Here is a 20,230-nt window from a genome sequence, read left to right on the forward strand (position 1 = left end):
TGAGTTTCCCTGCAAAAAAAGTCCGGGACAAGGTCCCGGACTCTATCCTAGCGCGTCTAAGGCGCTGGTCTTAAGGCTGTTTTACTTCCGGCAATGGCTGGAAGAGCAGATTGACGGACAGATTGCTGCCCGGTGCCGCTGTAAACAGGAATTCTACGGTCTGTTCGCGGTCTCCGGACCGGAACAGCACGCTGTTCTCATTCGGCGCGCTCAAACCGCTGCTCATGGCAACCGGAACGATGTTTCCGTTGACCATGATATTACCGGTATAGAATCCGCCGCGCGGATTAAAGGTAATCAAAGTATTTGGAGCTACACGATACAGCTTGATGGTGTATACAACGCCGAAGTTACCGGCATTAAGTTTGTATTCTCCGGTCGGTCCATCTTCTCCAACCAGGAACGGATCGCTTGAATTGTCCCCAATCAGGAGTCGAACCGGTTTAGTACCGATCAGATCGCCATATTCGATATGGCGCGTTGCATCGCTGTACGTCCCGCGGTTGTGGATATCCGAAGGAAGCACGCTCAGATATGGAAGGTACACAAACGGATCCTTGCTTGAGTCAATCATGATCACGTCATATTGAAGCGTATGGTCACTGTACAGATCCGCAAACAGAGAAATTACTTCTCCCTGCTTCATGGCCGTTGCACTCAGGTCGTTAAGAATGATTTTGCTCTCGCCCGGTGCAATCCACATATCCTTGTATTTGCTGCCTGTCTGCATCGACTGATAATAACGCTCTACCGACGCCTTACCCACCCCTGTCGCATACTGGTTAGGTCCTGCGAATCCGAAATTGGTCTGCGTTAAACGGGCGGTTTCGGTCGTATTTTTGTTCGTTGCGATCACATACATCTTAACGTTCTTGCCTGTAGCATTTGCGTGATGGATCATAAAGCGGGTATCCCCGATCGCCGATTCTCTGTACACAACCCCTTCGGAGAATACTGTTTCCGGGCTGTTACTGCGGATCAGCGTCGTAGAATCTGAAGTAAACGTATAGTTTACTTTCTCCCAGGTAGGAACCTGAGTACCGTCAAAAGCATATTTATCGCCGACCGGCGTGAATATTTTGTTAAAATCATCTCGAGTGTACAGCGTTTCATTCGTGATCGTAATCGTCTTCTCAATCGAAGAAGTCAATCCGAATTCGTTGGTTACGGTTAATTTGATAGATACGGGACCCGGTGAAAAGAAAGCAAGTTGCTTGTTCTCCCAATCCCGGTCCTTAATACCTACTTCATCCGTACTGAGATCGTTATAAGTAATAAGTTCGCCCATTTTGTAAGTATCTTTATCTGTCGTGAAGTTAGCTACTGGAGGCGTATGCGGCTTCCTAACGTTCACTGTCAGCGAGAACGGATCGCTCCACTGGCCGCTGGAGTCTTGAACCCGGTAAGTTACGGTATAGGCCCCAGGAGTCATATACATTTCTTCGCGGCCGATCCACTCTTCATTAACGATTTGCAATCCCGAAGGAGAGTAGGAGTTCGTTAAATACTGAACTTGAGTTTCTCCGGAAATGACCTCTTTGTTCCCGATCGAGAACGAAGCGATCGGTTTCGTCGAGACGCTCACAATAACCCGTTTTCCTTTTTGATCCCATTCATAAGGCATGTTCAATGCTTTTGTAATGGCCGTCAGCGGAACCATGAAATTATTTTTGGCGGAATAAGAAGTACCGCTCATTTTCGTCGTAACGCCGTTCACTTTGTAATTGGAAGCATTCACTTTAAAACGAAGCTCATCGGCTCCCCGTTGAATAATCGTTTCTTTCGTTTTGTTATCGTAAGAAATTTGAAGTCCGGCGCGTTCAACGATAGCGCGGATCGAGACGTAGGATACTCCCTTTCTAACTTCCATCGGATAACCGGCGAGATATTCCTTGCCGTTTTGATACATCTTTTTGCTGTCCATCATCAAAATGAGCTGTCCGGCACCGGTGCCGTTCGACAAACTATTAGTCGAAGGCGTGGTTGTCGTGGTACTTCCTCCGGTAACAGTGCTGTCTGTCCCTGTACCTTCCTGCTCGTTCCCGGGAACAGAGGTTCCACCGTTTTCCTCGGTTACTTGACCTTCAACCTGTCCTTCGGTTTGACCTTCAACCTGGCCTTGATCCGGATTCACCGTTTCACCCGTTACAGCGTTTTGCTCCTGGTTTCCGTTAGCCGCATTATTTACCGTCTGTCCGGATACGTTCGCCTCGCTCGGGGGGGTATTCGGGACAGCCTCTTCCGCACTGGCGGGAAGGACCATCGCTACTTGCGAAGCCGCTAAAAATGTTGCGATAACCAATCGTTTGAAATTCATGCTAGACTCCTTCTCTACTCCCATTTTATAAATTCTCTCATCATTCGCACATACTATTAAACGCGCAAATTCGGGAAAAGTTGCTACTAATATCATAGCAATGTAAAATTAAATCCCCTTGGCATCTTAGAGCCGTCTTCTAAAAATATACTATCCTAAACTCAAAAAAAACCGGCATCCCTGCGCCAAAGCGAGAGATGCCGGTTTTTGCTTAAATTTCGGATTACAATTATGACAATCCGTATCCTACTGGATACCGGTCATTTAGACCTACAGGGAGTTTCCCAGTGGGTGCGAGCTTGCCGGTCAGCACTTTGGCCAGCGCATCCAGGGAAAACGACCGGTTCTCGTACAGGCAAAGATAGGTTCCCGTATCCGGGAAGGCATTGATATCATACGGATTTCGTGTCGAAACCACGATGACCTTGGACCCGTGAGCCCGGTTCAAAGCTTCGATTAACCGGGACTGGCCTTCCGGAATTTCCCCTTCCGCCGTATAAGTGACGACGACGATTTGCTCATAATCGGCGCTTTGCTTCAGGGCCGCAAGAATTTCTTCATCGTCAGGGTGCGTCCCTATCACGGATAACACGACTCCATCCCCGTAAGGCCGCAGGGCATTCGCCAAATTATACTGGTGTACCGCCGGTTCATCCACTTCTGTCCGGTGTCGAAGTTCCGGCCAAATTACGAGTACCGGTTCGGCGCAGTTCAGCGGCAGGTTCCCTTCATCCTTGACGAGCGTAACGCTGCCTTCGGCGATCTTGTCGAGCAGCGCTCCGCTTTCCTCCGAAGGAGTCAACGGAACAGGGACAAACGCCGGGTCCCCACCATAAGAACTCGCAGATCCAGCAAGACGCTTCGCTTTTAATCCTAGCACCCGTTCCACGGACTGGTCGATCCGCTCCTCACTAAGACGTCCGCTCAAGACAGCCTCGCGGACCGCTTCGATTGCTGCGATCTGATCACTCAACGTGTGGCTCACCAGAACGATGTCCGCGCCAGCTTCGATCGCCCGCACCGCACCTTCCGGAATCCCGCAAGATTTGGAAATAGCGTGCATTTCCAGGCAGTCCGTTACAATGACACCGTCATAGCCGAGCTCATCTCTTAGGAGATCGGTAAGAACACGGCCGGACAGGGTAGCCGGTATTTCCTCCGGCTCAAAAGCCGGAAAAATGACGTGAGCCGTCATAATAGCGTCAACCCCTGCGCTAATCGCTTCCCGGAACGGAAGCAGCTCGATACGGCTCAAGCGTTCCTTGTCATGCGGGACTACGGCGAGTCCCCGATGGGAATCCACGGCCGTGTCTCCATGCCCCGGAAAGTGCTTGGCGGTCGCGATGACTCCAGTTTGCTGATACCCCCGGATCGCTGCGTTACCATGCTCCGCCACTTTCACGGGATCTTCTCCGAACGATCTGACCCCAATGACCGGATTGGACGGGTTATTGTTGACATCGATGCAAGGCGCGAAATTAAAATTAATCCCGAGCGCAAGCATTTCTTTGGCAGCCAGTATCGCCGCTTCCTCCGTCAATCCGGCATCCCCTGCGGCGCCAAGCGTCATATTGCCCGGAATCCGGCTCATTCCCTCATGGTCCAAGCGCGCAACCATGCCGCCCTCCTGGTCGATGGAGATAAACAACGGAAGCTCCGGATTGTTGCGTGGAAGCGCCTGCAAACTAGCGGACAATGCGGCAAGCTGCCGCACCGATTCCACGTTTCGGCGGAAATAAACCGTTCCGCCGATATGGTAATCCTTCGTTAATGTTTTGATCTGCTCGTCGGCCTCAAGCCCGTGAAAGCCGCAAATAAACAGCTGACCGATTTTTTCTTCCAAAGATAATTTGGACATTTTCAAACCCATCACCTTCTTTGCTCAAGATACGGACGATTCCTTGATTCGGAATTCCGAAGGAGTCATCCCAGTGTACTTCTGAAACACCTTAGTGAAGTAACGCCGCTCCTGATAGCCAACCACGGAGCCAATTTGAGTAACCGACTTGTCACTGCCGCTTAGCAGACATTTAGCCATCTCGACGCGCTGTTTGGTCAAATATTCGACAAAAGTCTCTCCGAAATGATTTTTAAACAACAAGCAGAAGTAGCTGCAACTAATCCCGAGATACTCGGAAATGTCCTCGATGCCAAAATCGTCGCCTAAATGATGCTGAATATATTTTTGCGCGGACATCATCAGCGTCTCCGAGGACTTCTTGGTTGAAAGGGATTCCCTGGAGCGGTCCAGCATGGATACTACGAGAGACATTAAGTCCTTCAAGCTAAGCGATTCCTGCAATTTGAGCCAAACCTCTTTTTCTTGGTCGCCTGACAGCATTTGCAGCTCGCGCATCTCCCGAAGCAGGTGAATCAGCAGGTAATGCAGCAGCTTTTCCGCCGCCCGGTTTTCCGACGAGTGACCTACATAATACTTCAGTTCCGTAACAACTTGAACCAGCAGTTCATGGCTTCCGTTTCTGAGGCCGCTTCCGATTTGCTCAATAAACCGCCATTGGGAGCCTTCCTCATTCGAATGAGCTTCGGTCGATTTTGCAAAGATCTGGTCAGCATCCAAGAACCACTCCTGCGGCGGACTTAAAATAAGCATCTGCTGCATGCGCTGGTAAATGAAGGACATCTCGGTAACACCGACCGGATTTTGCTCCAAACACATCCGGATCATGATGCCTTCCTTCTCGCTGACGATTCCTTGCAGTTGATCATAGCCCGGCTTCAGATCATCCCTTGTAATCTGCTCTTTCCCCAAGGAATGAATAATGAGACACCATTCCCCTTCTCTTACCTGCAAAACCGTATACTCCTTAATTATCGGTTTAAACAGATCTTTCAACAGGTTTTTGATATGCAGATTCCAAGCTTTACGTTCATGCAAAGTCCAGGATATCGACCTGTGGGCGTAACCCTCCAGGTCCAGGAGCAGCACCCCGCGATAATTCCGTTCGCCGGCCCGCTCCTCTTCATCCCACAATACGCCTTCTTCTTCCGTCTCCTGTCCCAATAAAGAATGAAGCATATAGTTCTCATTAGCTAAAGAGGCCACACGGTTTAAACGCTGCTCTTTGCTTCGCTTCTTCCTATTCTCCATAATCTGGTCTGCGATCTTCTTTACGATCTCTTCCAGTTCAAAATAATTAATCGGCTTGCAAATATAATCCCTGACTCCATACCTGATACCGGTGCGCGCATACTCAAATTCCTGATATCCCGTCAGGAGCAAGATTTCGCTGTCCAGACCTTCTTCGCGCAGCTTCTGAATCAGCGTCATTCCATCCATGATCGGCATGCGGATATCGCATAACACCAAATCAGGCCGGTGCTGGATTGCCGCTTCTAACGCCTCTACGCCGTTTTTGGCCAACCCGACAATCTCGAATCCCATGGCTTCCCAAGGAAGAACCTTGGATAAGTTGTTTAAAATATGAATCTCATCGTCAACCAGCAATGCCTTCAGTTTCATATTTTATCACCCAATTCATATTTTGGAATTACGCACTGGATCACTGTTCCGTGCCCAGGCTGCGAGCAAATGAATAGTCCGTATTTACTGCCGTATTGGAATCTTAGCCGATCGAAGACGCTTCTGAGTCCGAGTCCACGTCTCTCATGGCTTGGATAGGCTTTGGCGGTTTGCAGATCCAGTTCGGGGTCCGCATATTGTATGGAAGACAGCTGCTCGTTCGACATCCCGATACCGTTATCCTCCACTCTCAGCAATATCCGGTCTTCTTCAAGGATTCCCGTTACCTTGATCATCCCTTTATAATTAATGCCTTCAAACCCATGCTGAATGCTGTTCTCCACCAGCGGTTGCAGCGTCAGCTTCAACAGCATGCAATTTCTCATCTCTGCCGGGAGATCAATTTCGTATTCAAACAATTCTTCGAACCTGAATTTTTGAATCTCCAGATAACTGCGCAAATGCTCGATTTCCAAACCAAGCGAGATTTCTTCCTTGTCCTGGATACTAATTCTCAGAATACTCGCGAGTCTCAGCACCATCTCACTCACTTTTCGCCCTTCATTTTGAACCGCCAATACATTGATCGACTCCAGCGTGTTGAACAAAAAATGAGGCTTGATCTGCGCCTGTAGTACTCGAAGCTCTGCATTCGCTTTTTGCAGCTGCTCTCTTTTCACCTGATCGAACAATTCGTTGATCTTATCCATTTGGCTGTTAAACCCTTGCTGCAGCAGGAGCAGCTCATCATCGCCCTTTTCATCCACCCGTGCATTCAAATCGCCGCTCTCCACTTTTCTCATGAATCTGACAATGACCCCAATGGTTCCGGTAATCCGGTTCATGAAAAACACGTTAAAGAGCATAGCCGTTAGCACGCATACGAGGATAATAGCCACAAACCATTTGGCAAAGGTCGTTACCTCTTGGGACAAATAGTGCCATGAAGTGACGGATACCAGCTTCCAAGGATATTCCTTCAAATTGTAAATCGAAATAACGCTCTCTTCCCCGTTGAACTTCCCTTTAAAGCTAAGGGAGTCGCTCGTTAGCGCCAGTTTTTTTTGAATGGAAGGCTGCAAGGTCTGTCCGTTGAGCTCCGAATGAAAATCATAGAGAACCTTCCCGTCGTTATTCACCAGAAAGAAACGAGTGTCTTGCATTTTACTTCCCAGCGTTAAGTTTTGGAAAATCTTCTCGAATTCCCAGTTCTTAATCTGTACGACCAGCACCCCTACCCGTTTGAAACTGTCCAAGTCCTTAATCAGCCGAATTTGTGTGAATACATTATCCGAGCCGGTTAGTTCCGGATATTCGTGAGGCGCGATCCATCTTGGAATCCCGTTCAACTTCATAACTTCGCGATATAAAGGATGATCCTTGAATTGCTCATAGGGCAGAGTCTCAAAGTTTTCCTTATTGAAGATGGTGATCACTTTGGAATCCTTATAACCATGTACATTGTACAAAAAAGCATAATCAATGGCAGGATGGTTGTATAACAGGGAACGAAAATTCCGCTGGTTAGCATTCAGTTCTAATTGATTGGCAGCAGCATCCGTCAAATCCTGCGAATCCGGGTCCTGGGATACCAACGCTTCCTGAAAAACGCCCTTGGCAATCCCGTTGTCCGTCACGTTATCCAATTCATGGAAGATATTCTTGATGCTATAGCCGATCGCCTTCAGCGAATATTCGGTCTGCTCACTGTAATTTGTCTCAATCGATCGGAACGTTACCAGAAAAGTGATGATTCCCAGGATGAACAATGGAATAATGACTAGCCCCAGAAACGCCGTAAACAGTTTGATTCGCAGATTCATTGGATGTATTCTCCCATACCGGATTAGTGCGTGGACAATCATATAATAACAATAGTATTTTAATATATTATCCTATGATCTTGAACCCGCCACTATTATCCTTTGACACTGCCTGCCGTAACTCCTTCAATAATCTTTTCCTGAAGAATTGCGTAGATAATCATAACCGGCAGTACGCTGAAAATAATCCCTGCGGACATTTGCGCATAGTTGGTATTGTAGGCGTCTCTGAAACCTACCATCCCTACAGGCAGCGTTCTTAACTCTTCGCTGGACAGGAAATAGTTGGCTAGCAAGAATTCGTTCCAGTTACCCAGGAAGTTGATGATGAAGACTGTAACGATCGCCGGCACCGTAAGCGGGATAATAATTCTCGCAAACAGCCCTGCCGAACTTAGTCCGTCAATGACAGCAGCCTCTTCAATTTCCCCCGGGAGCGAGCGCATAAACGCCGCCAGAATAATGACAGAGAACGGAATGGCGTTGGCTACATAAGGTAAAATAAGCGCCATATGCGTATCCAAAATATCCAGTTTTCTCATGATTCCATAAATCGGAAGCAGTAAGGAGTTGTTCGGAATCAGCATCCCCAGCAAGATCAGCTGGAACACGACGGCACTGATTTTGTTGTAGCGCATCCGGGTAACCGCAAAGGCCAGCATCGCCGCAAACAGAATCGATAAACACGCGGAAAGGACACCGATGTACAAGCTGTTAAAGAAGTATGTGCTGATCTTAGCATTTACCCAGGCGTTAATATAATTGTCAAACGTAATGGAGCCTGGGAGGCCGAACGGATTCGAAGCGATATCCTGGTTGTTCGTTTTGACGGATGAGAAGAGCACGAACAGGAACGGATACAGGATGACGAGCAGGTAGGCCATAAGGAAAATGTGCGGAATCGTTTTTTTGAGTGCTCTCATCAGTATTCAATCCTTTCTGTCCGTTTGGAGATCAACACTTGATACAGTACCGTAATGATGATCGTGAATATGAAGATCAGAACGGCAATAGAGTTGCCAAAGCCATGTCTAAAGCTTGTGATGGCATACCTGATCATGTAAGTAGCCATAACGTCAGTCGACCCGGCAGGTCCGCCCTTCGTCATAACGAGAACGATATCGGCAGCCTTCATGGCACCAGCGATGGACAGCATGATAACAACGGAAATAATCGGCATAACGAGCGGAATCGTAATTTTCGTAGCTCTTTGGAAGCCGGTCGCTCCATCAATTGCAGCCGCTTCTTCCAGCTCTTTCGGAATGGCCAGAATCGCGGCCAACACCATAACAATGTAGAAACCTGTCCATTGCCAAGCGTTCGTAATCAGAATCGATATCATCGCCCAGTTTTTGTCGGACAGCCAATAGATCGGAGATACCCCGAATACGCCTAAAATTTTGTTGGCGAGGCCAAAGTCCGGATTGTAGATAAAGCCCCACAAAATCCCGATAACGGCCGTTGACATGATCGACGGCATAAATACCGCGGTCTTATACAAGCCCTTGAATTTCTTGACGTTTGCAATGAGCAAGGAAAAGATGACGATCAAAGGGACCTGAACCAAGCAGGAAAACAAAATGAAGTAAACGTTATTTTTAACGGATTTCCAAAATGCGACATCATGGAAGGCTGTTACAAAGTTGTCGAAGCCGATATAAGTAATATTTTTGGATATTCCGTTCCAGCTCGTAAAACTGTTATTGACCGCCGTAAACACCGGGTAGATGAAGAAGGCAAGAAACAGTACGAACGCCGGGATCACAAATATCAGATAGATCAGCGGATTTCTAAGCGCTTTATTCATGATAAACCTCCGTAGCTTATGCAGGATTAACTTCGTGCTACATTTTATTTAAGATGTTAGTTCTTAATTTAGTGGGAAAGGACGCCCCCACATACTTGAGGCGGGTGGCGCCCTTTCGTCATTTGCTAAAGATTATTGCCCTGCCGCATTAGCCGCATCTTGAGCTGCCTGTACATTTTCCAGCATTTTCGCCGGTTCGATTTCCCCGCCGATAATTTGTTGGATACCCATGCTAAGCGCCGTATTCACTTCCGCTTGTACAAGGGCGTCGAACGCTGGGAACGAAGTTCCGATTTCGCTGACAGCCTTGAAGATATCTTGCATGAGCGGGTCATCGGACGTAGTTTTCATTTGCTCCAGATCCATCTTCATGGCAGGGAGCACACCGTCTTCTTTCAGACCGCGAAGCTGCATTTCGTCTGTCCACATGTTCTTGATGAATTCTTTAACCGCTTGCATTTTACGAGGATCTTCAGCAACTGCACTGGAGAAGCCGTAACCGTTGTTAGCGTCCTGCATAACTACAACCGGATCGCCTGCATTTACAGGAGGCATATTGAAGTATCCGATTTTGCCAACCATGTCGCCGGCTTGTTCAGCGTCTCTGAACACCGAGTTAGCCCACGAACCGTCCATCATCATGATCGCTTCGCCAGTAACGATTTGGTTTCTCATGTCGGCGTATTCAAAGCCGAGTTCGCCTTTTTTGTAGTAGCCTTTGTCAACCCATTCCTTATGCTTAGCTACGGCTTTAACCACGTTTTCATCCGTCCACTTGGTTTCGCCTGATTTGAAGCCATAAGTGATTTCAGGTCCGGCATAGTAAGACCACAGATTGTTTGTTGTCATCAATGGGATCCAAGCATCCTTCGAAGATTGAGCGAAAGGAATTTTGCCGTCTGCTTTGATCGTTTCGGCAAGCTTATCCAATTCATCCAGTGTCGCAGGCACTTTCAGACCTTTTTGTTCAAAGTACTCTTTATTGTAGAAGAAACCTTCGATGGATCCCCCGATCGGAAGACCGTAAATCTTTCCGTCAAGAGTAAATGGTGCCAGTGTAGTAAATTTGTCTTTGAGGCCCAGCTCATCCAAAATCGGAGTAATGTCGAGCATCAAACCTTCTTTGGCATACAGCGCTGCATCCGGGCTGCCGAATACGTCGAATACTTCCGGCGGTTTCCCTGCTGCCATCTCGCCTCTCAGCTTCTCTTTCCGGTTGACTTCGGAATCAACGGCATCAAGCTTGATCGTCAAGCCTGGTACTGCGTCTTGGGTCTGTTTAACCACATCTTCGAGCAATGCAAGACGGAATTTCTTGGACTCCCCTACTTGTGTGTGGCGAATGGTGATTTCGAACGGCGAATCATCCACCTTTGCCGCTTCACCATTGTTTGTCGATTTTTGACCTTCGTTTGCGGGTGTATTTTTTCCGTTATCGGATTTGCCGCACCCAGCGAGCATTGCGGACGCTACGAAAATCAGCGTCATTAGCAGCATCAAACTTTTCTTCATATTTCTAAGACCCTCCTCAAGAGCAGTTTGTGTTACACCTTTATTATAGAAAGCGCCTCCAATTCTGATAAGGAGGACATTTTTCTTTTCAGGGGATAATATCATCTAATCGACAAAAAGAAAGCGGTTAAACCTGACATGTATTGTCGAGTTTAACCGCTTTTTCTTATTTAGTAAATAATAATGTCATATTAGTTGACACAAAATTATTTCATGGATGTCTCTGCCTGCTGCATTCCTTCTTCAATCAAGCGATTTGCACGCTCGATTTCCTCCTCCGTTGGCGAAGGTACGCCCTCTAACGGATAGTCCCAACCTAATTCTTGCCACTTGAATACACCCATCTGATGATACGGAAGAATTTCGAATTTCTCTACACCGTGTAAACCACCGATAAAGCGCCCTAGGTTTAGCAAATCCTGCTCATCGTCATGAATGCCAGGAACAAAGACATGCCGAATCCACATATTTCGTCCGTGTTCTGACAACCATTCGGCCATTTTCAGCATCCGGTCGTTCGGTTTACCCGTCAGCTTGATGTGCTTCTCATTATCGATATGCTTCAGATCGAGCAGGACAAGGTCTGTTACGTCCAGGAGATCACGAATTTTGTCGCCCTCGTTGTATCCGTTCGTATCCAGCGTAGTATGCAGATTCCAGCGTTTCTTCACTTCGCGGAACAATTCGGTTACAAACGGAGCTTGCAGCGTCGCTTCCCCGCCGGATACCGTCAACCCGCCGCCTGAGGAACGGTAGTAGGTGAGGTATGGCTCAATTTCAGCCAATACCTCCTCTACTGTCATTTCTTTACCTTCCGTCAGGCTCCAGGTATCCGGGTTATGGCAATACTGGCATTTCAACAGGCAGCCCTGCATAAAGAGTACGAAACGAATACCCGGGCCATCGACCGTTCCGAAAGTTTCCAATGAATGTATGCGACCTTTAAGCATTTTTCGTCACCCTTTCTGATTGCACTGCCTTAACAAATGTTGTGATTTCTGTACCCGTTTCTATTTACATCGAACCGTGGAAAGTCCGGTTAATTACATCGAGCTGTTGCTCACGGGTCAATTTAATGAAGTTTACCGCATATCCCGAAACACGGATCGTCAATTGCGGATAGTTCTCCGGATGTTCCATAGCATCCATCAACTGTTCGCGGTCAAACACGTTGACGTTCAAGTGATGGGCTTTGCTGCCGAAATATCCGTCCATCATCGATACGAGATTCGATTTGCGGATCTCAGCTTCTTTGCCGAGTGCCTTAGGCACGATCGAGAAGGTGTTCGAGATCCCGTCCAAGCTGTGTTCATACGGCAGTTTGGCAACGGAACTGAGCGAAGCAAGCGCACCCTTCTTGTCGCGTCCGTGCATTGGGTTAGCACCAGGAGCAAACGGTTCGCCCGCTTTACGGCCATCCGGTGTTGTTCCTGTTTTCTTACCATATACAACGTTCGAGGTAATCGTCAATACCGATTGTGTCGGCATCGCATTACGATAAGTTTTGTGTTTGCGGATCATGCTCATGAACGATTCAACAAGACCCACGGCAATTTGGTCGACTTTATCGTCGTTGTTACCGTAGCAAGGGAATTCGCCTTCGATTTCAAAATCAACGGCAATGCCTTGTTCGTTGCGGATCGGTTTAACTTTAGCATATTTGATCGCGCTCAGCGAGTCGGCCGCTACGGACAAACCGGCGATCCCGCAAGCCATCGTACGGAGAATGTCGCGGTCATGCAGCGCCATTTCGATCCGTTCGTAGCAATATTTATCGTGCATGTAGTGAATTACATTCAGTGTGTTCACATACAGTTTGGCAAGCCATTCCATCATCGGTTTGAACCGTTTCATAACTTCATCGTAATTCAAGTACTCGGAAGTGATGGCCGGGAATTCAGGGCCGACTTGTGCGCCGGATTTCTCATCTTTACCGCCGTTAATCGCGTACAACAGTGCTTTCGCCAGGTTAGCGCGTGCTCCGAAGAACTGCATTTGCTTACCGATTTCCATAGCGGATACGCAACAGGCGATACCATAGTCATCACCATAGATAGGACGCATCAGATCGTCATTTTCGTATTGAATCGAGCTGGTTTCAATAGATACCTTAGCGCAATATTTCTTGAAGCCTTCAGGCAATTGTTCGGACCAGAGTACTGTCAAGTTTGGTTCTGGAGCAGGGCCCAGGTTGTAAAGAGTGTGCAGGAAACGGAAGCTGTTCTTCGTTACTCTAGTTACGCCGTTTACCGACATGCCGCCGATCGATTCCGTAACCCATGTTGGGTCGCCGCTGAACAGATCATTGTAATCCGGAGTACGCAGGAATTTGACGATCCGCAGTTTCATTACGAAATGGTCAACCAATTCTTGTGCTGTTTCTTCAGTCAAAGTTCCTTCAGCCAAATCGCGCTCGATGTATGCGTCAAGGAAAGAAGATACGCGGCCAAGCGACATTGCCGCCCCGTCTTGTTCTTTGACTGCTGCAAGATAACCGAAGTAGAGCCATTGGAAAGCTTCTTTCGCATTTTCGGCCGGTCTCGAAATATCGAAGCCGTACATTTCACCCAGTTGTTTCAATTCGCCCAGTGCGCGAACTTGCTCGGACAGTTCTTCGCGAAGACGAATTACGTCTTCGTCAATTACGTCAACTTCCAGGCTCTTCAGTTCGTTATTTTTTTGCTTGATCAGGAAATCCACACCGTAAAGCGCTACGCGGCGATAGTCGCCGATAATACGGCCGCGGCCATATGCATCTGGGAGGCCAGTAATAATGCCGGCTTTACGAGCAGCTCTCATATCGGATGTATAGGCATCAAATACGCCTTGGTTATGAGTTTTGCGAATCGTTGTAAACATATCTACGATCTCGCCCGGCAAGTCGAATCCATAAGCCTTGCAGGCGTTAATTACCATATTTATACCGCCAAAAGGATGAATCGTACGTTGGAAAGGAGCTTCCCCTTGTACACCTACGATTTGTTCCTTCGTTTTGTCCAAGTAACCGGGAGCATGGGATGTGATCGTGGAAGGCTTGTTGACTTCAACGTCAAGTACGCCTCCGGCTTCTCTTTCTTTCTTGGTCAAATCGGAAATAATGTCCCATAATGCTTTGGTATTATCCGTTGCACCCTTCAAGAAAGATTCGTCGCCTTCATAAGCCAGGATGTTGGTCTCGATGAAATCGCGGGTGTTCACTTCTCTCATCCATTTCCCTTTTTTAAAACCTCTCCAAGCTGTTTCAACTTCTTGTTTTTGTTGTACTTCTCTCTCAATCACCGACATCTGTAATCCCTCCATATAGTTTAGAAGTACGCGGTTTGAAGGATATATCCGCGTCTCATGATCCCTAAAATTTGTGATAATTTTCACAACTCTGACACTGATAAGTTCTTAGCTTTTAAAACCTCATCCGCTGTACTTACCACCGTACCGGGGATCATTTATATCATTATCTTATATCAATACCCCATCAAAGATTGTGACAAATATCACTTTTGAAGTGATATTTGTCACGTTAGCCTTACATGTTCACTTATTCTTCAAATCTTCCATAGAAAGCGTCACGATAAACTTCAGCAAGCTCTGTCACAAGCGGGAGCTTCGGATTCGCAGTTGTACATTGGTCTTCGAAAGCACGATCCGCCAAGTAATCTACACGCGATTCGAAATCTTTCGCATCGAAGCCGAGTTCTTGGAATGTTTCCGGAATGCCGAGCTTCTTATTCAGATCACGGATGGCGTTGATTAAGCTCTTCACGCCCTCTTCCGTCGTGCGGGCAGGCAATCCCAGGATGCGTGCGATTTCCGCATAGCGTTCGTCAGCTACGAAGTGAGTGTATTTCGGCCATGCTGCGAATTTCGTAGGTTTCTTCGCATTGTAACGGATTACGTGTGGCATCAGAATCGCATTCGTACGGCCATGCGCGGTGTGATACTGTCCGCCCCATTTATGCGCCAAGCTGTGGTTGATGCCCAGGAATGCGTTCGCGAAGGCCATACCGGCCAAAGTCGATGCGTTGTGCATTTTCTCGCGGGCCAGTTTGTCGCCGGTCAGCGCCGATTTCTCCAAGTATTGGAACACCAGCTGGATAGCTTTGATTGCAAGGCCATCCGTGTAGTCGCTCGCCATTACCGAAACATAAGCCTCGATAGCATGAGTCAGTACGTCCATACCTGTATCGGCTACAGCTACTTTAGGTAAGCTGTATACGAACTCAGGGTCAATAATGGCTACGTCCGGAGTCAGCTCGTAATCAGCCAAAGGATATTTCGTGTTGCCGTTGATTTTATCCGTAATTACCGCGAACGAGGTCACTTCCGAACCTGTACCCGAAGTGGTCGGAATCGCAACAAACTTCGCTTTACGTCCCAGGCGCGGGTATTTGTAGATCCGTTTGCGGATATCCATGAATTTTTGTTTCAGGTTGTTAAAGTCGGTATCCGGATATTCGTAGAACAGCCACATGCCTTTCGCGGCATCCATTGGCGAACCGCCGCCGAGTGCGATAATGCAGTCCGGTTGGAATTTAGCCATCAGCTCAGTACCGCGCTCTACCGTTGTAGTCGATGGATCCGGCTCAACATCCGAGAACACTTCGATCGCTACCGGAGTTTGGCGTTGACGGAGATAGTGCTCCACTCTTTCCACATATCCCAGTTTAACCATCATTGGGTCGGTTACAATCAGTACGCGGGTAATATCCGGCATTTTGGCAAGGTATTGCGTCGAGTTTTTCTCGAAATAGATTTTGTCAGGCACTTTGAACCATTGCATATTCACGGTACGACGATTCACCCTTTTCACGTTGATCAGATTGACAGCCGTTACGTTCGACGAAGTCGAGTTACGTCCATAAGATCCGCAGCCCAGCGTCAGCGAAGGCAGGTTCGTATTGTAGATGTCGCCGATCCCGCCTTGCGAAGAAGGTTGGTTGACGAGAATCCGGCAAGTAGGCATCCGATCCGAATAATTTTGAATAATTTCTTCATTATTACTATGAATTACCGAAGAGTGCCCCATACCTCCGAATTGAACCACTTCAAGCGCGCGTTCGATGCCTTGTTCGGCTGTTTTAACTTTGTAGCAAGCCAGAACCGGGCTCAATTTCTCAGCGGACAACGGGAATTTTGGACCTACGCCTTCGATTTCGGCAACCAGAATCTTCGTTCCGGCCGGTACATCGATACCGCACATTTGAGCGATCTTTACGGCAGGTTGGCCGACGATGTTCGGGTTCACTGCGCATTTGTCTGCAATAATGGCTCCGGCTGTCAGTTTAGCCGCTTCATCTTTGTTGACGAAGTAACAGCCGTTTGCAATCATCTTCTTCTTCACTTGATCGAACACCGGCTCTTCGATGATTACCGCTTGCTCGGATGCGCAAATCATGCCGTTGTCGAACGTTTTCGAAAGGATCAGGTCATTGACCGCTTGATCCAGATCCGCGCTCTTTTCAATGAAGCAAGGCACGTTACCAGGACCTACGCCGAGTGCCGGTTTGCCGCAGCTGTATGCCGCTTTAACCATCGCCGATCCGCCGGTTGCCAGGATACAAGCAACGTCAGGATGGTTCATCAGGCTGTTCGTACGATCCATGGAAGGATTCTCGATCCATTGAATGCAATCTGCTGGCGCTCCGTGCTTAACGGCAGCTTCGAGCAGGATTTTCGCGGCTTCCGCGCTGCACTTTTGAGCGGATGGGTGGAAACCGAAGATGATAGGGTTACGAGTTTTGATAGCAATGAGAGCTTTGAAAATGGTAGTCGATGTAGGGTTGGTTACAGGAGTGATCCCCATGATGATGCCAACCGGTTCTGCGATTTTTTGGAAATTGTCATAAGGGTTATCTTCAATTACGCCAACCGTTTTGTTGTTCTTGATGCTGTGGTAAATATACTCGGTCGCAAACATGTTCTTAATGATCTTGTCTTCGTACACACCGCGTCCGGTTTCTTCAACCGCCATCTTCGCCAGATACATATGTCTGTCAAGTCCGGCCAGCGCCATAGCCTGCACAATTTTATCAATTTGCTCTTGATCCATGCCCATAAAAGCTTCGGATGCTTTCTTACCTTTGTCGATCAAGGTTTGAATGTAATCTTGTGCAGTCAGCTCGGCTTTTGTCGTAACTTCGTTCTTAACGGCCATTTCTCTCATCCTCCTAAGTTGGGTAATGGACAACCCTTTTCTTTCTAGTGAATTATTTCACGTTCGGGTCCATCCTTGTGAAGCTTTGCGCTTCTCTTATGGTCTTAGCATAGCACAGCTGGTTTGATTTGTATAGTGAATTTTTTCACGTACTTTAAAATAATGAAATTTTTCATTGTTCTTTGATTGTTTTTTCAGTTCAAATTTGCATTCCAGCCTTTCTAGGCCTATATTCCCAACCTATTTAGTGAGCAATATTACACTCGGTAAAAAAGTGAAATTAGTCACAATGTTGAAATTTCGACACTTTTTCAGGCTTTACAGTCCCCTCAAACCTCTAAAAACGTTATATAATTAATTTAAAATTTTCAGAAAAATTTGGAACACAAAGGGGAAATCAATGATGAGTGAAATCGTGAGCGCTACGCTGCCCCGCGGCAATACGAGCTGTTTTACAGAGCAAAACTTCAACCGTCTTCTTGTCACTATGAAAGAAAAAGCATATCCCGAAGGAACGCATTTGTTCTGGGAAGGCGACTTTTCCGATAAACTGTTCTATGTTAAACGCGGACGCGTCAAACTGACCAAATCGACCGATGAAGGAAAAGAGCTCATTCTCTATATGTATGGACGTGGAGATATGGTGGGCCAAGCGGATCCCTTCTTTAGCACTAAGCACAGCTTCACTGCAGAAGTTATTGAGGACAGCGAGATCGGAGTAATTGAACAAAAAGACCTGGAAATCATGATTTGCCAGCATTGCGATTTTGCGATCGACTTTATGAAATGGATGGGGATTCATCACCGTCTGACACAAACCAAGTTCCGCGACCTGATGATGTACGGTAAACCGGGTGCCCTCTGCTCGACCCTGATCCGCTTGAGCAATACTTACGGCGAACAACATGGTGACAATATCCTTATCAACAAAAAAATCACCCATACCGACCTGTCGAACATGATCGGCGCCACCCGCGAAAGCGTCAACCGGATGTTGAGCGATCTGCGCAAGAAGGACGCACTCGAATATGAGAACGGCATGATCGTAATCAAGGACCTCGTGATGCTGCAGGACATTTGCCATTGTGAGCTTTGTCCGAATGAAATTTGCCGGATCTAATAAAATGAGATGTCTATGGGGAAACAACTTTATAACAAGGACGGTGCAGCCTTAGTTTATCTGCCCCGTCCTGTTTGGTATAGAGGTAATATTAACCTTGCCATTCTATATTCTGAACAGCGGTGCCTTAAGTGGTAGATGTAATCGGGTATTTTATGTTGTGGAACGAGGAAATGTCGCTGTTACGCGTCCTGACAAATAGTCCCCCATCATACACTTGCTGATTAAGATCCATATTTTTATAATCCGGAGTATAGTGAAACACGATTTTCCTAACGTCTTTGTCTGCAATATGCGATAGGATATCCTGAATTTCAAACTCCTTTGCACTTATGATATCGAACAGATCGATACGATCCTCTTCTTTCTTATAAATAACGATGATATTCTCCTCTTCCAAATAATAAATCTCCTCACTAAAAACATTCAAACCATAGAACATGAGTATCCCTTCCGAATTAGCAGTTCCCCAGCGTTGAGAATTGGGGAGCCTTTCCAGAGATCTTTGATACATCAATGCCCGGTCAGCCTCATTTTGCATATCCAGCTTCCTGACATTTTTATTTGCAGCTGAACCAGATCGATATTCCGATATATTTCCCAGTGAAAAAAGCTGTTCCTGAACCGGACGAAATCCGAATTTCGGATAAAAATCCAATACGGATTCATTCGCGAAAAGATATATGTATTCACACTTATGTTCATAATCATCAAGGACTTTTGTCAGCAAACGTGACGACAAGCCTTTATTGCGATAATCCGGGTGCGTCATCACCGTACCGATTTGAACGGCCTGTTTGATTTCCCCATTAATAATTAAATCCATAATATTTACGGACACATTCGCAATGACTCGATCTCCATCCAAATAAGAGTAAGGGATAAAACGTTCCTTCCAATACCCTTTTTGATACCAGTCCTCAAAGCTTATGCCAAATGTGCTATGGGCTAAATCTGATAAGCTCTTTCTAGCACGGTCATTATTTTTATAATCCTGAGCAAATCTAATATTGTGCATCACATTCGTCCTCCTATAATAAGCTAGCCCGCTGCATTTTATAATAGAAACTAGTTTAATAAAAAGCCAGTTAAATATTGATTTTAATCATCAATTCCTGGAGGAGACTAACCATTTTTAGTCAACAAAAAAGCTGCATCAGCAGTCACTACAGACCGTTAATGCAGCTCTTAAGCAGCTTTATTTGCTTTTGAACGGGGTTATTTCTTGCGCACCGGTGAGATAAACCAGTAGGCCATACCTACGAATACGGCGCCGCCGATAATGTTGCCGAGCGTGACGGGAATCATATTATGAAACCATCCGGCAAGCGATATCGTTTCGGGGTGATTCGGCAGCATCATGGACAAGCTGAGCAGCGTCATGTTAGCCACGCTATGCTCATAACCACTCGCGATAAAGGCATAGAGACACCACCAGATCAGGACAAGCTTGGAAATGTCATCCTTCGCCCGGTTGGCCATCCAGATGGCCAGGCATACAAGCCAGTTACACAAAATGCCGCGGAAAAACAGTTCCATGACTGGGGCGCCCATTTTCTTGGCTGCAGCCGCAAAGATCAGATGTTCCGGAGCGGCGGTTTTGAACAAACCGGAGCCTACGATCAGTAAACTGAGGATAATCGCCCCCGCTAAGTTGCCGAGAAAGACGATTATCCAGTTTTTGAGGGTATCCGATACCGTGGTACGCTTAGCCAAAGTACTGGCAGTAAAGAACATGTTGTTCCCCGTAAACAGTTCGGAACCGGCAAAAATGACAAGTGTGAGGGCGAGCCCGAACGACATCCCCATAACCATACTCTGAAACGGTGACTTCACCGCGGCCAGCGGCGCACCCACGCTAAATATCAGGATGATGCCCAGTCCCACGTACGCTCCCGCCAGGAGCGTTGATACAAAGTACCGGGGCAAACTTTCATTCATCTTCTCTTTCTTTTTAACGGCTGCTTCCACAATGGATTCTACGCTTTGTGTAAACATTTGACTTTCCCCACTCTCTCT

At 47.1% G+C, this 20,230-nt stretch carries 13 protein-coding genes; 1 reads left to right on the plus strand and 12 read right to left on the minus strand.

All coding sequences use genetic code 11. The annotated features are described in order from the left end of the window. Positions 1-70: 70 nt before the first annotated feature. The 10 genes from KB559_RS00395 to adhE all read right to left on the minus strand — a co-directional run bounded on the left by KB559_RS00395 (position 71) and on the right by adhE (position 17,091). Complete coding sequence (locus KB559_RS00395; protein WP_211019621.1) at positions 71-2,317, minus strand: copper amine oxidase N-terminal domain-containing protein; 2,247 nt, start codon at positions 2,315-2,317, stop codon at positions 71-73. A 229-nt stretch (positions 2,318-2,546) separates the two neighbouring features. Further along, positions 2,547-4,175, minus strand: coding sequence for a beta-N-acetylhexosaminidase (nagZ, locus tag KB559_RS00400; protein WP_211019622.1), 1,629 nt, complete (start codon positions 4,173-4,175; stop codon positions 2,547-2,549). Between the two features lie 24 nt (positions 4,176-4,199). Beyond that, a complete protein-coding gene (locus KB559_RS00405) occupies positions 4,200-5,798 on the minus strand; it encodes a response regulator transcription factor (RefSeq protein ID WP_211019623.1) in 1,599 nt (532 codons plus the stop codon). Further along, positions 5,795-7,621: a cache domain-containing sensor histidine kinase gene (locus tag KB559_RS00410; protein ID WP_211019624.1), complete on the minus strand. Its 1,827-nt coding sequence runs from the start codon at positions 7,619-7,621 to the stop codon at positions 5,795-5,797. Before KB559_RS00410 ends, KB559_RS00405 begins: the two co-directional genes overlap by 4 nt. A 95-nt stretch (positions 7,622-7,716) precedes the next feature. Next, entirely contained in the window at positions 7,717-8,544 is an 828-nt protein-coding gene (locus KB559_RS00415; RefSeq protein WP_211019625.1) for a carbohydrate ABC transporter permease, read from the minus strand. Then, on the minus strand, positions 8,544-9,428 hold the full coding sequence (locus tag KB559_RS00420) for a carbohydrate ABC transporter permease (protein WP_211019626.1): 885 nt from the start codon (positions 9,426-9,428) through the stop codon (positions 8,544-8,546). Before KB559_RS00420 ends, KB559_RS00415 begins: the two co-directional genes overlap by 1 nt. Before the next feature lie 132 nt (positions 9,429-9,560). Continuing rightward, the gene (locus tag KB559_RS00425; protein WP_211019627.1) at positions 9,561-10,940 is read right to left on the minus strand and encodes an ABC transporter substrate-binding protein; all 1,380 of its coding nucleotides are present in this window, start codon (positions 10,938-10,940) and stop codon (positions 9,561-9,563) included. Between the two features lie 206 nt (positions 10,941-11,146). Beyond that, the gene (gene pflA / locus KB559_RS00430; RefSeq protein ID WP_211019628.1) at positions 11,147-11,890 is read right to left on the minus strand and encodes a pyruvate formate-lyase-activating protein; all 744 of its coding nucleotides are present in this window, start codon (positions 11,888-11,890) and stop codon (positions 11,147-11,149) included. A gap of 64 nt (positions 11,891-11,954) precedes the next feature. Continuing rightward, positions 11,955-14,225 (minus strand): formate C-acetyltransferase, encoded by a 2,271-nt coding sequence (pflB, locus tag KB559_RS00435; protein WP_211019629.1) that lies wholly within the window; start codon positions 14,223-14,225, stop codon positions 11,955-11,957. 250 nt (positions 14,226-14,475) lie between these two features. Next, positions 14,476-17,091, minus strand: coding sequence for a bifunctional acetaldehyde-CoA/alcohol dehydrogenase (adhE, locus tag KB559_RS00440; protein ID WP_211019630.1), 2,616 nt, complete (start codon positions 17,089-17,091; stop codon positions 14,476-14,478). Between the two features lie 403 nt (positions 17,092-17,494). On the opposite strand from adhE, the gene KB559_RS00445 reads away from it, so the two are divergent. Further along, positions 17,495-18,211 (plus strand): Crp/Fnr family transcriptional regulator, encoded by a 717-nt coding sequence (locus tag KB559_RS00445; protein WP_211019631.1) that lies wholly within the window; start codon positions 17,495-17,497, stop codon positions 18,209-18,211. A gap of 127 nt (positions 18,212-18,338) precedes the next feature. On the opposite strand, the gene KB559_RS00450 is transcribed toward KB559_RS00445, so the two are convergent. Together KB559_RS00450 and KB559_RS00455 are read right to left on the minus strand one after the other, a co-directional pair. Next, entirely contained in the window at positions 18,339-19,229 is an 891-nt protein-coding gene (locus KB559_RS00450) for a GNAT family N-acetyltransferase (protein WP_211019632.1), read from the minus strand. A 200-nt stretch (positions 19,230-19,429) separates the two neighbouring features. Continuing rightward, positions 19,430-20,209 (minus strand): formate/nitrite transporter family protein, encoded by a 780-nt coding sequence (locus KB559_RS00455; RefSeq protein WP_211019633.1) that lies wholly within the window; start codon positions 20,207-20,209, stop codon positions 19,430-19,432. Positions 20,210-20,230: the final 21 nt, after the last annotated feature.

The sequence above is a fragment of the Paenibacillus sp. Marseille-P2973 genome (assembly GCF_018101095.1).
Lineage (GTDB): Bacteria > Bacillota > Bacilli > Paenibacillales > Paenibacillaceae > Fontibacillus > Fontibacillus vini.